This window comes from Bacillus sp. 1780r2a1, assembly GCA_024134725.1.
Lineage (GTDB): Bacteria > Bacillota > Bacilli > Bacillales > Bacillaceae_H > Priestia > Priestia aryabhattai_A.
In genome coordinates this window covers 2,370,709-2,390,821 of the sequence record CP099863.1, presented here as the reverse complement: position 1 = coordinate 2,390,821, position 20,113 = coordinate 2,370,709, and the positions used below count along the sequence as shown (strand labels likewise).

Below are 20,113 nucleotides of genomic sequence, written 5' to 3'. Positions count from 1 at the left end.
ATTTTTCGGAATAAAAAAAGTTTTTTAGGGAATGTATAAAAATATGAAACTTTTTCTAATTTGTGACGTTTAATAAGGTAGTAGAAAAAGGGGGGATGAACGTGGCACTAACGAAAACAACGTATCTAAGAGATTTATGTTTAATGTATCAAGAAGCAAGTTTTTATGCAACATCCATTCCACGTTCATGCGAAAAAGCGGCGATAAAATATTTTCAAATGAAAAGGCAAGAAAAAGTAATTGCATACTTAGATACGTCTTTAATCGGGTTTTATGGTAAGAGAGGATTTTACTTAACAACGGACGGGCTTTATTGGAAGTGTTGGCGCAAAAAGAAAGGGTCGATAAGTTGGAATGAGTTTCAACGGCTTACATCGATCTCCCTTAGAGGAGAACACATTATCTGCTTTAATGGTGAAGAAATTTTTCACTTGAATGAAAACGCATATTCTGCGGGGAAGTTAATAGACCTATTGCGAAAAATTCAGCAGCTATTGTGTCATCACTCACATGAGTTTATGTGTAAGGAGCATACATACCCAGCTATTTCACTAGAAGGATTAACATCAATTTGTGCCTCTTTTCAAGAGCATAATCCACTGCTAAAAGCGGAGCAGGTATTGGCAACAACAGATCAGTTAGGTGAAGAGATGACAAAAGAAATTAAAAATCGCTTACCTGTAGCAAAAACAAACCGTATTGTTGCGCATTTAAGCACATACCCTCATCAAAAAACAGAAGGAATTACGATATGCGCAGAGGGAATTTACTTTTCAAAGTCATTTACAACACTCTACTATCCATGGAACCTTTTTCAATATGTTCCAATATCTGTAGGAGCTGAAGAACTTCGGGTGGCCAATAAGTACTCGTTATCATTAAATCATGCTTTTATGTCAAGTGGTGAAGTAATGTCATTCTTAAAACAAATTAAGCGCCATATTCACAAAACCTATGAAAAAGATAATGCGAGAAAAATTGATAAACAAACGTTAAGTCTATTTGTATAAGCTAGCAATTAGCCATGTGAAGGAAAATTTCTTTAATTGAAGCTGGTAGATGAAGATTACAATATAGTTCATAAATTGAATCGGTGCTGTGGTCATATGAAGCCCAATATTGTTTTTCCTTTTTCAGATAGATAGTAAAAGAAATAACGTGCTGTTTGGTTTGACTTGTTTTTAATGAGATATGAATAATAGGGTTAGTAATTGTATATTCAGTATAGAACTCTTTTGGGAAGTGCTCTATAGTAGTGAGCTCACTATGCTTAATAATATTTGCTAGTTCAATAAGTTTCATCAGTTCACCTCTATCGATTTACTTGTTTGTATCCTATACCTATTGAGGAAACTTTAAAAATAGACTCTTTTTTTATAAGCAGAGTGAACTTAGCCAGTTGACGTTTTGTTTGAATACAAATAAAATTCATATTAAAGAAGTAATTCCCTCATTTAGAGATTAAAAGAGTTTGGAAGTGACAGGGGGTCGTCATGTTGGCGAATGTAGTGATAGACCAGCGGAAAGTTTATATTGATGAACTAACCGTAGTAGGGGTTCCTATTCGTACAACGGATCGGGCAGAAGAAAAAGGAACGGGAACAATTCCAGCCCATTGGGACATGTTTTACAAGCAACAAATGGCTAATAAAATTGCCAATAAAGTAAATGGAAAGATGTTTGCGTTATATGCAGATTATGAATTGTTGAATCCAATTGAATTTACGTTTGCACTTGGATATGAAGTTACACCAGGTGGAGAGCTAAGAGAAGAAATGCAAGAGTTTACCATTCCAGCGGGTGAGTATATGGTGTTTACTACAGCTATCGGTCCCGCTAAGCAAGTGGTTTTAGATGCTTGGTCATACATATGGGAGTGGTCCAATAAGAATGAGCGAGCGTTCGTTTTGGATTTCGAGCTCTATGATGAGCGCTGCATTGATCCAGATTTCAGTCAGGTTGATATTTATGTCTCGATAAAATCGTAGTCGTTTTAAATGTATAAAGGAGTAAAGTTGTGATTAGCAATGATTTATTACAAGCGTTAAAGGATGGGTACAAGCAAAGAATTAAATGGGTATTTGCCGTTCAGCTCACTTTGTTTTTAGTTGTTGCTACTTTGCTTATTATCAGCTTCATAACAAAGTTTACCGTAAGTCAGCTTAGCTTTATTTTAGTGTGTGTAAGCGCAACCTCATTTCTTTCTGCAATTGAACATATCATTTTAAAACGAGAAAAGTGGCAGTGGACATTTGAATTCATTCTTTCACTTTTCTTTTTGGGTCTAGCTTTATTTTTCTTTCTTCATTAAAAAAGAAAAAAGCGCTGTAGTTTCCATACTACAGCGCTTTTTTTTAGCTTGCTTTTGGTTGACGTTTAAGAGGAGAACTATGCCCATAAGTGAGGATACGCCATAGCCATTCCATTGGACCAAATTGAAAAAATCTAAACCATGCTTTGCTCCAAATGACTTGAGCAATAAAAATTACAATAGCAATTGCAGTACCCAAGGTCAAACTAACGTGATTGTATAAATTAAAGCCGTTAAACAAGATAAAACAAATGAAGGTCTGAGCTAAATAATTGGTTAACGCCATCCGGCCTACAAACTGAAGCCAGCCAAGCCGCTTCTTCCAGGTATCTAACTGCAGTAATCGAGTTAAAGTGGCCATATAGAAAAAACAAAGAGAAAATCCACTTAAATTTTTAAAGAGGTCAGTAGCGGAAGATTTGTATACACCGACATCCCATAGACCTTGCAGCAACAAAAATAAACAAATGACAAAAGGTATACTTAGCGAACCTGTTACTATCTGAACCTTTTTAATAAAAGGAGCGCAATCGGCATTTTCAAAAATACCTTTTTTTCCTGCATATAAGCCGAATAAAAAGAAAGCAAACACGGGTATTAACGTGAATGGGATATTAAGTAAAATGGGAATGACCTCAAGTTTTACTCGATAAGCAAGCCATTCTAGATAAGGAGCGCTTTCATACATATAAATGTATGTAGGCAGCACATCATCTGCATTTCCTAGTTCAAGTTCGTCCATCATATCAACTGGAATAAAAAACGTTATGGATAAAAGAGCTAAATAAATAGCTAACAAGCTAAAGGCCCATTTAATGAGAGTTTTGGGCATGCGGTTATAAAAAGCCAATAGTAAAAATCCACCTACTGCATAAAGGTGTAGGATATCTCCAAACCATAAAAAGATTAAATGAAGCAAACCAATAATTAATAGAATAAAAGCTCTTCTAAAAAACAAGCTTCTCATTTTCAATCCTTTCGATTCAGCTCTTTTCATGAATAAATAAAAGCCTACCCCAAATAGGAATGAAAAAATTGTAAAAAACTTAACCTGAACAAAAAGCTGTAAAAATGCGTATATAATGGCGTCTAACCCTTCGTAACCTACATCTATAGCGTATAGCTGATGAATGAAATCTGGTGAATGAAAAGCGGGCATATTGACGAGCAAGATGCCTAATAACGCAAAACCTCGAATGACATCTAACGTAATGATTCGCTCACTTGGTTTAATCGGTGAACCTTTCAATCATAATTCAACTCCTTTTCAATTAATATCGTAGCCTAAAAGTCTACCGTTTTACAGAACAATATGGCTATCTTATCATGAATAAATGAAGGGAAGGACAATATATCCATTGAAAACGATAAAAAAGTTTCACAACTAAAAAGTACGCAACCATGGATAATAATGGTATGATAAGAAAGAGGATATTATGAAAGGTGGAGAAAAGATGAAAACAGCACTTGTTTTAGGCGGTACACGTTTTTTTGGCACGAATCTTGTTGAAGAATTACTCGCAAAAAAAGTACAGGTTACCATTGCAAATCGTGGACAGCGTGAAGATTCGTTTGGTGATCGAGTAGAGCGAATTAAGTTAGATCGCGTTGAGAAACAATCCATTATAGAAGCAACGCGCGGTCGTAAGTGGGATGTGGTTTTTGATCAAATTTGTTATTCATCTCATGGCGCTTTAGTAGCTGTAGACGCTTTTCAAAATAGTACAGACCACTATGTACTAACATCTACCTTATCTGTATATGGTTCTTCAAAAGAACATTTTTACGAAGAAGATTTTGATCCATATACGTACCCAATATCGTATGCTAGAAAAGAAAATATCTCTTATCAAGAAGGAAAGCGACAAGCTGAAGCCGTCCTTTTTCAAAAAGCATCTTTTTCAGTGACAGCTGTACGCATTCCGATTGTATTAGGTGATAATGATTATACAAATCGTCTTCGCTTCCATATTGATAAAGTGATGCATCAAGAAGAAATCGGTTTTCCTGATATTGATGCACAGCTTAATTTTATTTCACGAGAAGAAGCTGGAGCGTTCTTAGCATGGTGCGGAGAGCAAAAGCTAAAAGGCCCAATTAATGCATGCTCCAACGGTGCCATTTCGCTAAAAGAGTTAATGAGTTTAATAGAAGCTGAAACAAATCAGCAGGCAAAAATCACAAAGAGAGTAACGGATGAGAACGCGTCGCCTTATGGGCTAGATCATTCGTGGACCATGAGCAATGAAAAGGCTAGTTTTTGGGGCTATGAGTTTTCAGATGTGCGCGAATGGCTACCGCCTTTAATTAAGAAAAAAGTCGCTGAAGCAAAAATTGTTCCGTTATATTAAGAAAAGACTGCGGATTCGTAGTCTTTTTTTGATGAGCAGAATGGTGTTAACTTACTGACAGTGGCGTTATACTAGAAGTAATTATAATGAAGGAAGTGGAATAAAATGGCGAAGCATCATTTTCATCTCAACGCAAATTGGCCAGGAGGACGAAACGAAGTAGGTGAAATTCACTCTGGGCAGTTAAAAACACAAATCTCGATTCCACCAGAAATGGACGGACCTGGAATCGGCACAAATCCAGATGAGATGCTACTTGGAGCAGCTGCAACGTGCTATATTATTACGCTTGCAGCAATGCTTGAAAGAAGTGGTATTGTACAAGCATTCCTCACAATGAACTCAGAAGCAGTGGTGGACGTCACAAAAGGTGTGTTTACCTACGAAAAAATCATTCATCGTCCACAGGTTGTATTAAATTCAAAAGACATGGAGAAAAAAAGTATCGTTCAGCGCCTGATGGAAAAAGCAGAAACCTCCTGCATGATTTCACGAGCAATCCAAGGAAACGTAAAAATTGAATTAGAGGGTACAATAGAGGAAAAAGAAGCTTAATGAAATATAAGCTTCTTTTTTTGTATTTGAAACTATAACTATGACTGAAAGAAATGGCAGTTATATCGCTAAGTTATAAAATTTAAAATTAAATTTTAAGCAATTAAGTTGCATGGATAGTTGTGTGATAACCATTCATTAAGACTTATTTTGATAAGTAATTCACTTTACTTATAAAGCGCTTTCAAAAAGTCGTAAGACTATTAAAAAAGTAAAAAAAATTAAAGAAATATAGCGATTTCATTTTGATTGACAGGCTCAACAGTGGTAAAATAGAGACAGATATCAAATACAAGTACTGGAAGAACATCCATCTTGTAAAGATGTCTGACCATAAGGCAATCAGTATTTTGAAAATGCGAAATCAATCACTTTTAACACTTTAATTCTAGTAAGACATTAAAAGTTGAATAAAGATTTCACTTATTATAACTCGTTGGGGGTTTTTAAATGGGTAACGAAACGTCAAACAGAGGTGAGCCTTGGAAAGGGTTTTTGGGCCCAAACTATGGCTATGTATTAGAACAGTATGAGTTATATGAAGAAAAGTCGGATTTAATAGATCCAGAACTAAAAGAACTATTTGATTATTGGGGTGCACCGCCATTACTTGATAGCAGCTATGCTGAAGCAGCAGACACACAGCATGTTCCAGCAGCTAATACAGCTAAAATTGCTGCTGCCATTAAGCTAGCAGAAAATATTCGTGCATACGGTCATTTATATGCAGCAATTAAGCCGTTGGAAAGCGGTAAAAAAGATCCTGTGCTTCTACATCTAGAAGACTATGGATTATCGAAGGAAGATTTAAAAGCAGTACCGGTTGAAATTCTTTGCGCAAATGCGCCTGGACACGTAAAAGATGGTCTGGCTGCAATTGAGTATTTAACGGATGTATACACGAAGACAATGGCGTTTGAATTCCATCATGTACATAACATGGAGGAGAATAAGTGGCTTACTGAAATGGTGGAGTCAGGAGCAATTTTTCAACCTCTTTCTGATGAAAAGCGTATTTCAGTATTAAAGCGTCTAACGGAAGTAGAAGGGTTCGAACAATTTTTACATCGTACATTTGTCGGACAAAAACGATTCTCAATTGAAGGCGTAGATATGCTTATTCCGTTAATCGATGAATTAGTTGAGCGCTCTGTCGAAAAAAGTCCGAAAACAGTTAATATTGGAATGGCGCACCGTGGACGTCTAAATGTGTTAGCACACGTACTAGGCAAGCCGTATGAAATGATTTTTGCTGAGTTCCAACATTCACCGAATAAAGAACTTGTACCATCTGAGGGTTCAATTGGTATTAACTATGGTTGGACAGGGGACGTAAAATATCACTTAGGTGCAGATAAACAAATTAAAGCTGAAAACACAGTTCGAGCTCGTTTGACATTGGCAAGTAACCCAAGTCATTTGGAATTCGTCAATCCAGTTGTGGAAGGGTTTACAAGAGCTGCTCAGGACGATCGCCAAACTAACGGTTATCCAAAGCAAGACATCACGAAATCTTTTGCGATTCTAATTCACGGTGACGCAGCATTTCCAGGTGAAGGAATTGTTCAGGAAACCCTAAACTTAAATCAGCTTTCTGGATACCAAACGGGTGGAACTATTCATATTATCGCCAACAATATGATTGGGTTTACAACGGAAAGCGTAGATTCTCGTTCAACAAAATACGCGAGCGATCTAGCAAAAGGATTCGAAATTCCGATTGTCCACGTAAACGCAGACGATCCAGAAGCATGTCTGGCAGCGGCTTATTTTGCAATTGAGTATCGTCGCCGTTTTAATAAAGATTTCTTAATTGATTTAATTGGCTATCGCCGATTTGGTCATAATGAAATGGATGAACCATTTGTAACGCAGCCAAAGATGTACGAAATTATTACAAAGCGTCCAACAGTTCGAGCTCTTTACGCTGAACAATTGGAAAAAGCACAAGTAGTCACTAACGAACAAGTGAATGAAATTAGTGAGCAACTTCAAAAGAAATTGCAGACTGCTTATGATAAAGTACCACCAAAAGCAGAAAAACGTCATCAAATTATGGAAATGCCAAAAGCAGTATTTAATGGTATTCCAACTTTAGACACGTCTGTGCCAAAAGAAGAGCTTTTAGAGATTAACCGAGAGCTTGTGACGTACCCAGAAGACTTTAAAGTATTTCCAAAACTAGATCGTATTTTGTCAAAACGTGCGAAAGCGTTTGAAGAAAACGGGAAAGCAGACTGGTCATTAGGTGAAGCATTTGCATTTGCAAGTATTTTACGTGACGGTACGCCGATTCGCATTACAGGACAAGATTCAGAACGTGGAACATTCGCTCATCGTCATCTTGTATTGCATGATTATGAGACAGGGGATGTATACTCACCACTGCACACAATGAAGAACGTAAGCGCTTCCTTTGATATTCGTAACAGTCCACTTTCTGAAGGCTCAGTATTAGGGTTTGACTACGGATATAATGTATTCGCACCAGAAACACTTGTGATTTGGGAAGCTCAGTTCGGAGACTTTGCAAATGCTGGTCAGGTTATCATTGATCAATTTATTTCAGCAGGTCGCGCGAAATGGGGACAAAAATCAGGTATGGTTCTCCTGCTTCCACACGGGCATGAAGGTCAAGGTCCAGAGCATTCAAGCGCAAGGTTAGAACGCTTCTTACAGCTAGCTGCTGAAAATAACTGGACGGTGGCAAACGTAACGAGTGCGGCGCAGTACTTTCACTTATTACGTCGTCAAGCGGCTATCTTAAAAAAAGAAGAGGTACGTCCACTTGTCGTTATGGCACCAAAAAGTTTGCTTCGAAGTGCGTTTAGCGTATCGAATATGGAAGAATTCACAAACGGTTCTTTCCGCTTAGTTGTCGAGCAACCAAGCTTAGGTGAGAAAGTGGAAGAAGTTGAACGTATCGTTCTATGCAGCGGTAAAATTAGCGGTGATTTAACAGATCGTATTCAAAAATCCGATAAGTCGCTAGATTGGTTACACGTACTACGCCTTGAGCAAATTTATCCATTCCCAAGACGAATTGTAGCTGATTTATTTGCTAAATATCCAAACTTAAAAGAGATTGCTTGGATGCAAGAAGAGCCTGAGAACATGGGCGCTTGGAATTATGTTGAGGCTAAGCTTCGCGAAGTAGCACCAGAAGGCGTAAGCGTTGATTATATTGGCCGCAGAAGACGTTCAAGCCCAGCAGAAGGAGACCCAACCACTCATAGACAAGAACAAGAGCGTATATTACAAGAAGCATTAACGAAAACACAAATCGCTAATGATGTAGTGACACGATAAGGAAGGGGAATGAACAATGGGAGAAATTAAAGTACCGGAACTAGCAGAATCAATTTCAGAGGGAACAGTAGCACAGTGGCTTAAGCAGGTAGGAGACTTTGTTGAAAAAGGCGACTATATTGTTGAATTAGAAACTGACAAAGTAAACGTTGAGATTACAGCGGAAGATTCAGGTGTACTAACGGAGCTTCTAGCAGGTGAAGGCGATACCGTTCAGGTAGGGGAAACAATTGCTCGCTTAGCAGCTGATGGCCAAGCGCCAGCGCCAAAAGCAGAAGTGAAGGAAGAAGTAAAAGTGGAAGAGCCTGTTCAACAAAAAGAAGCAAAACAAGAGGTAGCACCTGCGGCAGAAGCAAAGGAAGAGGTTCCACAAAAGCAGTGGTTAATTGCATCTCCAGCTGCGCGTAAAGCTGCAAGAGAGCGAGGCATCAAGCTTGATGAAGTGCCAACTGCGGATCCGTTAGGGCGCGTTCGTAAGCACGATATCGATTCGTTTGCTAGCCAAAAAACAGCAGAGCAAAAAGCTGACGCAAAAGCTCAAAGTGCTCGTCAATCTAAACCGGTACCTTCTCCAGCAGTAAGTGAGAACAGTGATAAACCAGTTGAACGTGTACGCATGTCACGCCGTCGCCAAACGATTGCAAATCGCTTAGTTGAAGTACAGCAGACGGCTGCGATGTTAACAACATTTAATGAAGTTGATATGACGGCTGTTATGGAACTTCGTAAGCGTCGTAAAGACAAATTCTTTGAACAGCATGATGTAAAACTTGGCTTTATGTCATTCTTTACAAAAGCCGTTGTAGCAGCGCTGAAAAAGTATCCATTATTAAATGCTGAAATTCAGGGCAATGAGCTTGTTATTAAAAAGTTCTATGATATCGGTATTGCCGTATCTGCACCGGATGGACTTGTTGTACCAGTTGTTCGTGACGCAGACCGCAAAACGTTTGCAGGTATTGAAGGAAGTATCCTTGAGCTTGGTAAAAAAGCGCGCGACAATAAGCTAGCGCTCGGTGACTTACAAGGAGGAACATTTACAATTACAAACGGTGGAGTATTCGGATCATTAATGTCAACACCAATCTTAAATGGTCCACAAGTAGGGATTTTAGGAATGCACAAAATACAAACTCGTCCGATTGCAATTGACGAAGATCGTATTGAAAATCGTCCAATGATGTATATTGCTTTATCTTATGATCACCGTATTGTTGATGGAAAAGAAGCCGTTGGTTTCTTAGTAACAGTGAAAGAGCTGTTAGAAGATCCAGAAACATTATTATTAGAAGGTTAATAAAAAACGCCAGTACTCTTAGACGAGTGCTGGCGTTTCTTTTGAATAAGAGCATCCTTACCAACACCACCTTAATAATAAGAGGTGTTTTTTTGTCTCTTGTTTACATTTTTGAAACAAGTTCGATATATTCTTGAGGAAGACTATTTGATAAGATTAGTAAAAACCTGAAACGAAAGTATGTGATCAGTTGGATAAGAAAATTTTAGTGGTAGACGACGAAAGAAGTATCGCAACGGCCATATCATATGCGTTTAAGCGAGAAGGCTATGTAGTTGAAACGGCTGCTGATGGTGAAGAAGCGCTTGAAAAAGCCGCCGCTTTTAAACCTGATGTGATGATATTAGACGTCATGATGCCAAGACTTACTGGATATGAAGTATGCCGTAAGCTTGAAAATCGTCAAGGTCTTGGCATTATTTTGTTAACAGTTAAAAATGACATTGTAGATAAAGTGCTTGGTTTAGAGCTGGGAGCGGATGATTACATGACAAAGCCTTTTGATATCCGAGAACTAGTAGCCAGAGCAAAAGCACTTTTACGACGACTAGAAAAAAGAGCGGAAACGAAATCAAAAGGTGACATCCTAATCGGAAAAGTGAAGCTAAACCTTATACAGAGAACCATGTACGTCGCCGGTGAATTAGTCAAGCTGACGCCTAAAGAATTTGATTTAATGGCTCTGTTACTTTCAAACCTAGAGCGGGTGTATACGCGGGAAGACTTACTGGACCTTGTTTGGGGTATGGACTATATGGGAGGCACGCGCACAGTTGATATTCATATGCAGCGCCTGCGAAAAAAAGTGGGAGAAGCAGAACCTTACTTGCTTCAAACCGTGTATGGAGTGGGCTATAAGGCAACAGCAGGGATTGAAGAATGAAAATGAGCATCAAATTTAAAATCAGTGTAGTGCTAGCTCTTCTCATTATTTTAACGGTAGCAGGGCTCAGTGTACTGGTGTTAAAAGGAATTGAAAATAATCAGCGAAATAGAGTAGAGGAAGAGCTTCTTCAAAAAAGTGAAGTTGCAAAGCAGTCCATTCGTCAAAGCTATCTTACTGAGGATAATTCCGTCAGTATTGAGTCTTTTTTGCAACAAAAAGCTCAGCGCCTAGCCTCATCAATTGCTCTCCAGAGTGGCCTTCAAACAGTGATCTATAATCAAAAAGGCATAGAAGAAGGAAGTTCACTCCCCATCGGTCAGCGTGATGTAGAGATTGCTGATACGTTAAGCTACGCGTTAAAAGGACAAGTCGCTTATGAAACGAAAGGGTCTTCACTTTTTTATGTGGCTCCTCTTTCCATTGAAAATCAGCAAATAGGAGCCATTCGATTTGATTATTCGCTGGCCGATAATCAGGAGTTTTTAGCCGAAATTAAACGGCTCTTCTTAATAGGAGGAATAGCATCTGCAGGAGCTGCCATTCTCATTGGATATTTGTATTTTTATCGAATAGCAAATCGAGTAACAATGTTGAAGAACGCTTCTTTCCAGTTGCAAAACGGCACTTTTTTGAATTCACCTCCTTTTCAGGGAAAAGATGAATTAGGAGAGCTGAGTAGCGGATTATATGTGATGAGTACTGCTATTCAACGCAGCATAGCTGAATTAAACGAAGAGAAAAGAAAGCTTGAGCTCGCCGTTGTAAAACTACAAGCGCTTGAGCAGCAGCAAAAACAATTTATTGGAAACATTAGCCATGAATTTAAAACGCCGCTTACTTCTATTAAAGCGTATGTTGATTTGTTGGATATGTATCGAGATGATCCTCAACTTTTAGAAGACGGAGTTGAAAATATTCGAAAAGAAACAGGTCGCCTTCATGAAATGGTAGACAAAATATTAAGGCTTGCGGAACTTGAAAGATATGACTTTGAACAGATTCCACAGCATCTACAGTTAGATGAAGTTGTGGCAGACGTGTGCAAGAGGATGCAGGGAAAAGCGATAAAATTCAATTTGAAGCTTAAGCTGAATGTCCATAAAGCCGTTGTTTTTGCAGACCGTGAAAGCTTATTTCACATCTTTATGAACTTAATTGATAATGCTATTAAATATAATGAAGCGGGTGGTGAAATTGTCGTTACATCTCATCAGGATAATGAGCATGTAGCGATTGATGTGGCAAATACAGGAGCGGGTATTCCAATGGATGCGAGAGAAAAATTGTTCCAGCCATTTTTTACGGTGAACAAAGACCGATCACGTATATCGGGAGGAACAGGTCTTGGGTTGGCTCTAGTCAAAAAGCTGACTGAAAAACAGCAAGGGTATGTTGAGCTACGCCGTTCTGATACGGAATGGACGCTTTTTAGAGTGACGTTCCCACGAAAGCTCAATGAAGAAAGCAAGTAAAAGGAGTGAGCCGTTATTGAAACGGTATAAACGAACGATGTGTCTTACTATTAGTATCTTGATTCTTTCTGCTTGCGGAAGTGAAGAAGGCACGAACAAACCAAACGATAACATTACAATTGTAGATCAAGCAGATGCAAAGGACGAGCTAAAAGTTAAAAATATTCAGCGTCTTGAGGATGTTCGAGCATTTCAATTTTTAACTGACAGGAAGCTAATAGTTACTAAAGAAAACAAAGAAATACGTGCCGAAGGTTTTGGAACAAACGAGGTATATGCACAAAACCTAGGGATTTATCATTTGAAAAATAACCACTTCCAACCTTTGTTGCCAAACAATCAAGTTCAGCATTCTGCCAAACTTTCTCCTGATAATAAGCAGTTATTTTATAAAGTGGATGAAGGCGTTGATTCTTTTGGTTATGTGCTGGACATAAAGAGTAAAAAGACGAAGAAATTAACTCATAAACTTTTGTATCCAGGGTCAAGAGGAGATTGGTTAAATTCTTCTGAGGTTGGTCTTGTTACGGCAGAAGGAAAGGTAGTACAAGTGAATAGTAAAGACAATAGTGAAACGTTACTACCTACAAAAGAGCGAGCTGTAGATATTATGAAAGGGCAAAAAGGTTTTTATTATATCGCTGTATATAACCAATTGTATTTTGTTCCTCAGTCTCAAAGGGGTGCTGAAAAAGTTCAAAGTGATGCTGTATCTGTCATACCCTCTCCTAACGGAAAGCAGCTTGCCCTCGTACAGCAAAGGAATGAACGCACTAAAACGTTATCTATAACGGACTTAAAAGGAACGGAAGCTTTTCAATTAGCGGATTCAACTCAAATTTTTGGCGTTAGCTGGTCTCCTGATGGTTCAAAATTGGCTTACAATTATATTGCTGAAGATGGAGAAATAAAAGGGATTTTTGTTGCGGATAGCATAACAGGAGACGTAACGCATTTAAATGTCCCTCTAGAGTATGCTGCTGACCAACTAAGTTGGAGTCCATCTGGGAAACAATTAGCTGCATCAACTGTCCAAGATAATCAAGTTCATACCTATGTTATTTCATTAGAGTAGACTGCTTCGGCAGTTTTTTTCTTTCTTTACTATGATTGTTTACAATTTCGAAACAAGTCTATATGGTTTTGAAATAAAGGTTGTGTACTCTTTTTCTATAAGCTATTGAAATAGAAGCTGTAGTTGAAAGGAGCTAACACCATGAGAAATACACTCATAACATTTTCTCTCGCGCTAGCGATGATTATAGGTGGCTGTTCACAAGAGATCTCCACAGAACAAATACAGGATGATCCTATACAAGCAGTTGATAAAGAAAAAGTAAAGGAAGTAGATAAACCCAATGAACAAAGCAAAAGTGTAGTAAAAGAAGATGTGGGACGAAACAGTGGACAAGCTCAAAACGGTGAATCTGAACCAGCTGTAAAAAGCCCAGTTGTTGTTGCAGAACCCGAATCGCTCACTGCTTTAGTCAATAAACACCACCAGCTTCCTAACACTTATAAGCCAGCGGATTTAGTATATCCGAATGTTTCGTTTACGTTTAGCGACCGAATTGAAAAATGCATGCTGCGACAACCTGCTGCAGAAGCGCTCGAAGAAATGTTTCAGGAAGCGAAGAAAAATGGGATTTACCTCCTTGGCGTATCAGCTTATCGGTCTCATGAACGTCAAAAAGCTTTGTTTGCCTATTATTCTAAGCGTGATGGAGAAGAAAAAGCGCTCACTTACAGCGCGCTTCCTGGAACGAGTGAACATGAAACTGGCTTAGCGATTGACGTAACAGGAGGAGATGGAACGTGTGCGGTATCGGACTGTTTTGGAGGAACAAAGGAGGCAAACTGGTTGAAGGCACATGCTGCTGAATATGGCTTTATTGTTCGCTACCCTGAAGGAAAAGAATATATAACAGGCTACAAATATGAACCTTGGCACCTTCGTTATGTAGGAAAGCAGGCTGCATCCGTCATCTCATCTGACTATGAAACATTAGAAGTATATTCCAATCAGGTAAACGCTTTTTAAAAATTCTGTGAAAAAGCAAAAACCTACTTGACTAATAGGGATAATAAGTTTTATCATAAAGTTAATGAACTTCGCTGATCAGACGAACTGAAGGCACGTGTTTTAATAGCACGTGCCTTTCTTTACATAATTTAAGACAATTGGGGAGGAATAGTTATGGATATATTATGGTTTTTTCCAACAGCGGGAGATGGACATTATTTAGGTACACAAATTGGGGAAAGAAAAAGTGATATTCACTATTTAAAACAAATTGCAGGTGCATTAGATTATTTAGGCTATGATGGAGCGCTGTTACCAACGGGCTCAAATTGTGAAGATTCTTGGGTTTTAGCATCAGCGCTAGCATCAGTTACACAGCGTCTAAAGTTTTTAATTGCTCTTCGTCCTGGCGTGATGTCTCCTACAATATCAGCGCGCATGGCTTCAACGTTTGATCAGATTTCCAACGGGCGCCTTATGCTAAACATCGTCACAGGTGGAGATCCAGTTGAACAAGCTACATTTGGTAACTATTTAAGTCATGATGAGCGCTACGAGGTGACCGAAGAATTTTTAACAGTGTGGCGCAAGGTCATGCAAGGAGAGAGCGTTGATTTAAAAGGAAAGCATATCGACGTAACCGGCGCGTATATTCCTACGTTGCCCGTGCAAAAACCGTATCCGCCTCTTTATTTTGGCGGTTCGTCTCCTGCTGGTAAAGAGGTTGGAGCGCGTCATACTGACGTATATTTACTGTGGGGAGAGCCACCTGCAGTTATTAAGAAGAAAATTGAAGAGATGAAAGAGCGAGCAGCATTAGAGGGAAGAGAACTTCGCTTTGGCATTCGTTTACACGTCATCGTACGTGAGGAGGAAGAGGAAGCATGGGCTGCAGCAGATAACTTAATTAAGCACGTAGATGATAACGTAATTAAAGCGTTTCAAGATAAATTTGCTAAATTTGATTCCACTGCGCAAAAGACGCAGTCAAGCTTGCATAAAGGGGCAAAAGATCGCTCATCTTTAGAAATTTCACCTAACTTGTGGGCAGGCATCAGCTTAGCGCGTGAAGGGGCAGGAACTGCCATTGTTGGAAGTCCTGAAATAGTAGCAGAGCGATTAAAGGAGTATGAAGAGATCGGAATTGATACGTTCATTTTATCTGGCTATCCTCACCTAGAGGAAGCTTACACATTTGCAGAGCTAGTTTTCCCGCTTTTAAAAAGCAGTGTAAAGCAGTTTGCGTAAAAAATCGGCCAAACGGCCGTTTTTTTTTGTTTTTAAAAACCTAGTTGACTTATAGGAATTATAGGTGTATTATGTAAATAATCAATCTTGTCAGAAAATTCGAGCGTAAAGGGTGAAGAATAATGGAACGTTATGATGTTATTCAAGGAGCGGAAGCTTTTTATCATAAAGGAAATGAAGTTGGCATTTTAGTCTCTCACGGATTTATGGGAACGCCACAAAGCATGGAATATATCGGTGAAGGCTTGGCAGCTAAAGGCTATACGGTTTATGGAATTCGTCTAGCGGGTCATGGAACTCACTATCGGGATATTGAACAGGCAACCTATGAAAATTGGAAAGCAGATTTTGTAGAAGGGTATCGCTTTTTAAAAGAAAAATGCGAGCACGTTTTCATTCTAGGGCAATCAATGGGTGGAACGCTAACCTTTCATACCGCAAGTCAAGGCTTAGAACTGTCAGGTGTCATTGCTATTAATCCCGCAATGACTTCAATTCCTTCAATGGAAGTCTACAGAAATGCACATACACCTCGCTATATAAAAGAGGATAAACCCGACATTAAAGATCCTAACGTACATGAAATTACGTATGACAAGGTACCCGTTCGTTCAATGCGTGAGCTATTATCTTTAATGGATGAAGCGAAGGAGCGTTTATCTTACGTAACGTGTCCAGCGTTAGTTTTAACATCCACAGTGGACCATGTTGTTCCACCAAGCAACTCAGCTTACATTTTGGAGAATATTCGTTCAAAAAGTGCTCATCAAGTTATGCTTCCTAATTCGTATCACGTAGCGTCTATGGACTATGATAAAGACCAAATTATTGAACATACGGCACGTTTTGTTAAAGCAACGGTTGCGAAAAAAAAAGCAGTTGGGGTAAAATGAACGAAGGGCAGAGTTAGCGTCCAATTGTTCAAAAGGAGAGACCAAATATGATTCATTTAGAGTGGAATGATCGTCCAACCGTTAAACAAGTAAAATGTGTACATACGAATGCGAAAAAGTACATGGTAGAAAACGTACTAACAGCAGGAAAAGTATACGATGTGAAAAATGAAACGGAAGAGTTTTACTTTGTAGTCGACAACACAGGTCAAGTTGGTGGCTTTTACAAAGAATATTTTGAAGCGTAAGATGAAACCACTGCGAATGCGGTGGTTTTTTTATGAGTGCTTGTTATGCAAATAAGTATCTAAAAAAACTATGTTCTAAATAATAAATATAAAATAAAACAGGCAGCTAAGAGAAAAGTAAATGTTGCAGGTAATCGAACCGATAGAAAATAAGGAAGATGTCTTTTATTCTTAAATTAATGTTGGTATGATATAGAAGCAATCTCAAATGAAATCGGAGTGTTTAAGGTGGAAGAAAAAGAAGATTTATATGCCAATATTGATCTGGATAAAGTATATGAATACAAAGATCTCCCTGATAAAGTTGCGGGTCGCTGCGACAACTGTGCGAGCGTTCATTTTAAAAGCAGCGTGGGAGAAGGAAAGTTTTTGCGAGAATGCGTTAACTGTGGGATGAAAAAGAATATTTAAGCGCTTAGAGCGTGCTACATAAAAAAGGAGATGGCCTATAAGGCCATCTCCTTTTTTACTGAAACAAAACAATGACTTTAAGTTAGATTGAGTACAAAGGCTTATGAAAAAGTGACCTATTAATTTTAAGTTTTTTCTATATAATGGTATAAGTGAACATATAATTGCATATTTGTTTAGATTAAGAGAGAAGAGGAGGCGACCACTCAAATGGCGAATAATCATGAATTGTTTACAGAAAAACGACAGCAAGATGAGCCTAAAGTCAAGGTAGAGCGGAAAGAAGGAGAGCCAACGCCAGCTTTTAAAGGTGCATCTTGGGGAGCGCTACTTATCGGAGTTGTTGCATACTTAGTCGGGTTATTTAACGCAACGATGGAGTTAAATGAAAAAGGCTACTATTTTGCTGTTTTAGTATTTGGATTGTATTCAGCAGTATCTCTTCAAAAAGCTGTGCGAGACAAAGAAGAAGATATCCCTGTTACAGGTATTTATTATGGAATTAGCTGGTTTGCACTTATTGTATCGATTTCATTAATGGTTATTGGTTTATACAACGCAGGTAGTATTACGCTAAGCGAAAAAGGCTTCTACGGTATGTCATTTGTGCTGAGCTTATTTGCAGTTGTGACAATTCAAAAGAATATTCGAGATACGCAACGAGCAAGAGAGCGAGATTAATCGCTTTTTAGCATACATAGAGATCTCTACTTTCTATTTTGAAAGTAGAGGTTTTTTATACAATAAATTACATTTAATCCTTTAATTGTGATACTATATGTATAGATTATCGATTGCTAAAGGAGAAATAAGAATGGGTTCTGAGGTTTTAATCCGTATCATTATTCTTTTTATATTTTACTTTTTAATTAGTCAGTTTTATTTAAAGAAACGGCTCGATATTCATGAAAAGCCCGTAACCCCCTTTACTAAAGGTAGGAAAAAAATATACAAAGTGATTGAAGGCACCCTCTTCTTGTTAACTATTTATCTATTTATAGTTGTCACATTGTCAGAGAGAAGTGCTGAGGTCCCAATATGGATTCAAGTACTACCAATACCAGTTTGCTACATTTTGGTTTCAATTTTACGCGGAATTGAACAGTGGCTGACTGATAAAGAGTCAAAGAGCTACTTGCATGAAGTGCTAGGAGCATTATTTTTTCTAGCGCTTCTTGTGATCATATCTCTGTAATTATTGGAAAAGTCAGAAGTATACAATTTGTTAAAAGGGGCTAAAGCTGGATTGACCAATTTTAAAACTGTAGTAAAATCAAAAAAGTGACAGCGCGCATGCTGGCGCTTTTTTTGTGAGCGTTTTATTAAAAGGAGGATGTTTATGCACGCGTTAAAACCATATCGCTTTCCGCTCATATTACTAGCATCTATTTTTGCTGGTGGAGCAGTAGGGTTCTTTGTTGGAGAGAAAGCAGAAGTGCTAAAGCCGCTGGGGGACATGTATTTAAACTTAATGTTTATGGTTGTTGTGCCGCTCGTGTTTTTTAGCATTGCAGCTGCCGTATCAAACACTGCGAATATGAACCGCTTTGGAAAAATCATTGGCTCGATGTTTGGCGTTTTTATTTTGACTGGCATTATTTCATCTTTATTAATGCTTTTTGCCGTTAAGGCATTCTTATCAGTTGATGCGTCACCAATTACAATTGAAAAGCCAGGTCAGGTAGAAGATATTAATATTGCTGATCAGTTTGTACAAGCATTTACAACGTCTGACTTTGTGGACTTACTGTCTCGTGAACATATGCTGGCACTTATTGTTTTTGCTGTACTGTTAGGGTTATCAGCAACGTTAATTGGTGAAGCTGGAAAGCCTTTTGTGAAAGTACTACAATCAGGTTCACAGGTGTTCATGAAGATGGTAACGCTTGTGATGTACGTGGCACCAATTGGGCTGTTTGCTTACTTTGCGTCTTTAGTTGGTGTATTTGGTCCTGAGTTATTAGGAACGTATGCAAAAGCAGTAGCCGTGTATTATCCTGTAGCTCTTTTATACTTCTTTGTTGGATTTACGTTCTATGCTTTTTTAGCAGGAGGAAAAGAAGGAATTGTTCGTTTTTGGAAAAATATTTTAACGCCAGCAGTTACGGCTTTAGGAACGGGAAGCAGCGTAGCCAGCGTACCTGTGAACCTAGAGGCAGCTAGACAAACAGGTGTTCCAAAAGATGTGCGAGAAACGGTCATTCCAATTGGAGCAACCGTACATATGGACGGGTCCTGCTTGGCTGCCATCTTAAAGATTTCGTTTGCCTTTACGCTATTTGATATGGATTTCAGCGGCATCGATACGTTTGTGAAAGCTATCGTTGTTGCTATTTTATGCGGTGTTGTCATTGCGGGTCTACCGAGCGGAGGAGCAGTTGGTGAGATGTTAATTTTAACGATGTTTGGCTTGCCAATTGAAGCACTTCCGGTGATGGCGGCGTTAGGCATGATCGTCGATCCACCTGCTACAATGGTGAACGTAACGGGAGATAACGTGTCTTCTATGCTTGTTTCACGCATTGTAGAAGGTAAAGATTGGCTGAAAAAACAAATAGATACAAAGCGAATCGCTTCATAGCAAGTGTGAAAGCGCACCAGTTCAAAGATAGCTGGTGCGCTTTTAGCGTATTACTTGATTCGCAGGTGTTTTTCTTGAATAATAAAAGAGTAAGCATCCTGTAAGAATAAGTAAGGAGCGAAGTACTATGAATGAAAAATGGAAAGTCCATAAAATTAAAACTGACTGTGAACCGTGGCTTTTTCTAGATGGTTGGGAAAAAGACATTATTGAAACAATTGAATTCGACCATAAAAAAGAAGCGCTTGAGCACTATACAAGGCTTATTCATGAACATCAGACGGGTTATCGCCATGTGTATATGAAAAAGCTATCTCTGTTTACCTTTTGGAATGACTGTGAGAAAGAATTTTGTGAAGCGTGTGATGATGATCTTCAAATTTTCCATGGCGTTTTATTAATGAAAGGTGAAGACGTATATGATTTAAATGAAAACGAGGAAGGCTTTTCATTTTTGCAAATGAAATAACCTTTCCTTCTACATCATTTTCCCATATAATTGCACTAACAATAGTGGAAAAAGGAGAG

General features: G+C 38.5%; 21 protein-coding genes. 19 read left to right on the top strand and 2 right to left on the bottom strand.

Features of this window, described 5'->3' with window-relative positions:
• Positions 1–101: 101 nt before the first annotated feature.
• Complete coding sequence (locus NIZ91_12145) at positions 102–1,010, top strand: hypothetical protein (GenBank protein USY53508.1); 909 nt, start codon at positions 102–104, stop codon at positions 1,008–1,010.
• 1 nt (position 1,011) lies between these two features.
• On the opposite strand, the gene NIZ91_12140 is transcribed toward NIZ91_12145, so the two are convergent.
• Entirely contained in the window at positions 1,012–1,302 is a 291-nt protein-coding gene (locus NIZ91_12140) for a hypothetical protein (protein USY53507.1), read from the bottom strand.
• Between the two features lie 191 nt (positions 1,303–1,493).
• Between NIZ91_12140 and NIZ91_12135 the strand changes: the two genes are divergently transcribed.
• Together NIZ91_12135 and NIZ91_12130 are read left to right on the top strand one after the other, a co-directional pair.
• Entirely contained in the window at positions 1,494–1,988 is a 495-nt protein-coding gene (locus tag NIZ91_12135; GenBank protein ID USY53506.1) for a GyrI-like domain-containing protein, read from the top strand.
• Positions 1,989–2,017: 29 nt separating this feature from the next.
• Positions 2,018–2,311 carry a hypothetical protein gene (locus NIZ91_12130; GenBank protein ID USY53505.1) on the top strand — a complete coding sequence of 98 codons (294 nt, stop codon included), beginning with the start codon at positions 2,018–2,020 and terminating at the stop codon, positions 2,309–2,311.
• Positions 2,312–2,354: 43 nt separating this feature from the next.
• Here the strand turns inward: NIZ91_12130 and NIZ91_12125 are convergent, their stop codons facing one another.
• The gene (locus NIZ91_12125) at positions 2,355–3,560 is read right to left on the bottom strand and encodes a DUF418 domain-containing protein (protein USY53504.1); all 1,206 of its coding nucleotides are present in this window, start codon (positions 3,558–3,560) and stop codon (positions 2,355–2,357) included.
• Between the two features lie 205 nt (positions 3,561–3,765).
• On the opposite strand from NIZ91_12125, the gene NIZ91_12120 reads away from it, so the two are divergent.
• From NIZ91_12120 to NIZ91_12045, 16 genes are all read left to right on the top strand, one after another.
• Positions 3,766–4,662 carry an NAD-dependent epimerase/dehydratase family protein gene (locus NIZ91_12120; GenBank protein ID USY53503.1) on the top strand — a complete coding sequence of 299 codons (897 nt, stop codon included), beginning with the start codon at positions 3,766–3,768 and terminating at the stop codon, positions 4,660–4,662.
• A gap of 105 nt (positions 4,663–4,767) precedes the next feature.
• Complete coding sequence (locus tag NIZ91_12115; GenBank protein USY53502.1) at positions 4,768–5,217, top strand: OsmC family protein; 450 nt, start codon at positions 4,768–4,770, stop codon at positions 5,215–5,217.
• Between the two features lie 450 nt (positions 5,218–5,667).
• Positions 5,668–8,526: a 2-oxoglutarate dehydrogenase E1 component gene (gene sucA / locus NIZ91_12110; protein ID USY53501.1), complete on the top strand. Its 2,859-nt coding sequence runs from the start codon at positions 5,668–5,670 to the stop codon at positions 8,524–8,526.
• Between the two features lie 16 nt (positions 8,527–8,542).
• Complete coding sequence (odhB, locus tag NIZ91_12105; GenBank protein ID USY53500.1) at positions 8,543–9,823, top strand: 2-oxoglutarate dehydrogenase complex dihydrolipoyllysine-residue succinyltransferase; 1,281 nt, start codon at positions 8,543–8,545, stop codon at positions 9,821–9,823.
• A 190-nt stretch (positions 9,824–10,013) separates the two neighbouring features.
• A complete protein-coding gene (locus tag NIZ91_12100) occupies positions 10,014–10,706 on the top strand; it encodes a response regulator transcription factor (GenBank protein USY53499.1) in 693 nt (230 codons plus the stop codon).
• Positions 10,703–12,181 (top strand): HAMP domain-containing histidine kinase, encoded by a 1,479-nt coding sequence (locus tag NIZ91_12095; protein ID USY53498.1) that lies wholly within the window; start codon positions 10,703–10,705, stop codon positions 12,179–12,181. The genes NIZ91_12100 and NIZ91_12095 overlap by 4 nt, the downstream gene beginning before the upstream one ends.
• 16 nt (positions 12,182–12,197) lie before the next feature.
• Positions 12,198–13,256 (top strand): hypothetical protein, encoded by a 1,059-nt coding sequence (locus NIZ91_12090; protein ID USY53497.1) that lies wholly within the window; start codon positions 12,198–12,200, stop codon positions 13,254–13,256.
• A 141-nt stretch (positions 13,257–13,397) separates the two neighbouring features.
• On the top strand, positions 13,398–14,222 hold the full coding sequence (locus tag NIZ91_12085) for a M15 family metallopeptidase (GenBank protein ID USY53496.1): 825 nt from the start codon (positions 13,398–13,400) through the stop codon (positions 14,220–14,222).
• A gap of 156 nt (positions 14,223–14,378) precedes the next feature.
• Entirely contained in the window at positions 14,379–15,452 is a 1,074-nt protein-coding gene (gene ssuD, locus NIZ91_12080) for an FMNH2-dependent alkanesulfonate monooxygenase (protein ID USY53495.1), read from the top strand.
• Positions 15,453–15,574: 122 nt separating this feature from the next.
• Positions 15,575–16,345: an alpha/beta fold hydrolase gene (locus NIZ91_12075; GenBank protein USY53494.1), complete on the top strand. Its 771-nt coding sequence runs from the start codon at positions 15,575–15,577 to the stop codon at positions 16,343–16,345.
• A gap of 47 nt (positions 16,346–16,392) precedes the next feature.
• On the top strand, positions 16,393–16,593 hold the full coding sequence (locus NIZ91_12070) for a DUF6501 family protein (GenBank protein USY53493.1): 201 nt from the start codon (positions 16,393–16,395) through the stop codon (positions 16,591–16,593).
• A gap of 228 nt (positions 16,594–16,821) precedes the next feature.
• Complete coding sequence (locus NIZ91_12065) at positions 16,822–17,004, top strand: hypothetical protein (GenBank protein ID USY53492.1); 183 nt, start codon at positions 16,822–16,824, stop codon at positions 17,002–17,004.
• A 210-nt stretch (positions 17,005–17,214) separates the two neighbouring features.
• Positions 17,215–17,685, top strand: a complete 471-nt coding sequence (locus NIZ91_12060; protein USY53491.1) for a YiaA/YiaB family protein — start codon at positions 17,215–17,217, stop codon at positions 17,683–17,685.
• Between the two features lie 133 nt (positions 17,686–17,818).
• On the top strand, positions 17,819–18,199 hold the full coding sequence (locus NIZ91_12055) for a DUF4181 domain-containing protein (protein ID USY53490.1): 381 nt from the start codon (positions 17,819–17,821) through the stop codon (positions 18,197–18,199).
• 144 nt (positions 18,200–18,343) lie between these two features.
• Positions 18,344–19,585, top strand: a complete 1,242-nt coding sequence (locus NIZ91_12050; protein USY53489.1) for a dicarboxylate/amino acid:cation symporter — start codon at positions 18,344–18,346, stop codon at positions 19,583–19,585.
• Positions 19,586–19,712: 127 nt separating this feature from the next.
• Entirely contained in the window at positions 19,713–20,054 is a 342-nt protein-coding gene (locus tag NIZ91_12045; GenBank protein ID USY53488.1) for a DUF1033 family protein, read from the top strand.
• Positions 20,055–20,113: the final 59 nt, after the last annotated feature.

Bases quoted from the DNA above. Each gene is read 5' to 3' on its own strand.
- NIZ91_12140 (USY53507.1), bottom strand. From the start codon at position 1,302: ATGAAACTTATTGAACTAGCAAATATTATTAAGCATAGTGAGCTCACT.
- NIZ91_12135 (USY53506.1), top strand. From the start codon at position 1,494: ATGTTGGCGAATGTAGTGATAGACCAGCGGAAAGTTTATATTGATGAA.
- NIZ91_12120 (USY53503.1), top strand. From the start codon at position 3,766: ATGAAAACAGCACTTGTTTTAGGCGGTACACGTTTTTTTGGCACGAAT.
- NIZ91_12115 (USY53502.1), top strand. From the start codon at position 4,768: ATGGCGAAGCATCATTTTCATCTCAACGCAAATTGGCCAGGAGGACGA.
- sucA (USY53501.1), top strand. From the start codon at position 5,668: ATGGGTAACGAAACGTCAAACAGAGGTGAGCCTTGGAAAGGGTTTTTG.
- odhB (USY53500.1), top strand. From the start codon at position 8,543: ATGGGAGAAATTAAAGTACCGGAACTAGCAGAATCAATTTCAGAGGGA.
- NIZ91_12095 (USY53498.1), top strand. From the start codon at position 10,703: ATGAAAATGAGCATCAAATTTAAAATCAGTGTAGTGCTAGCTCTTCTC.
- NIZ91_12085 (USY53496.1), top strand. From the start codon at position 13,398: ATGAGAAATACACTCATAACATTTTCTCTCGCGCTAGCGATGATTATA.
- ssuD (USY53495.1), top strand. From the start codon at position 14,379: ATGGATATATTATGGTTTTTTCCAACAGCGGGAGATGGACATTATTTA.
- NIZ91_12075 (USY53494.1), top strand. From the start codon at position 15,575: ATGGAACGTTATGATGTTATTCAAGGAGCGGAAGCTTTTTATCATAAA.
- NIZ91_12070 (USY53493.1), top strand. From the start codon at position 16,393: ATGATTCATTTAGAGTGGAATGATCGTCCAACCGTTAAACAAGTAAAA.
- NIZ91_12060 (USY53491.1), top strand. From the start codon at position 17,215: ATGGCGAATAATCATGAATTGTTTACAGAAAAACGACAGCAAGATGAG.
- NIZ91_12055 (USY53490.1), top strand. From the start codon at position 17,819: ATGGGTTCTGAGGTTTTAATCCGTATCATTATTCTTTTTATATTTTAC.
- NIZ91_12050 (USY53489.1), top strand. From the start codon at position 18,344: ATGCACGCGTTAAAACCATATCGCTTTCCGCTCATATTACTAGCATCT.
- NIZ91_12045 (USY53488.1), top strand. From the start codon at position 19,713: ATGAATGAAAAATGGAAAGTCCATAAAATTAAAACTGACTGTGAACCG.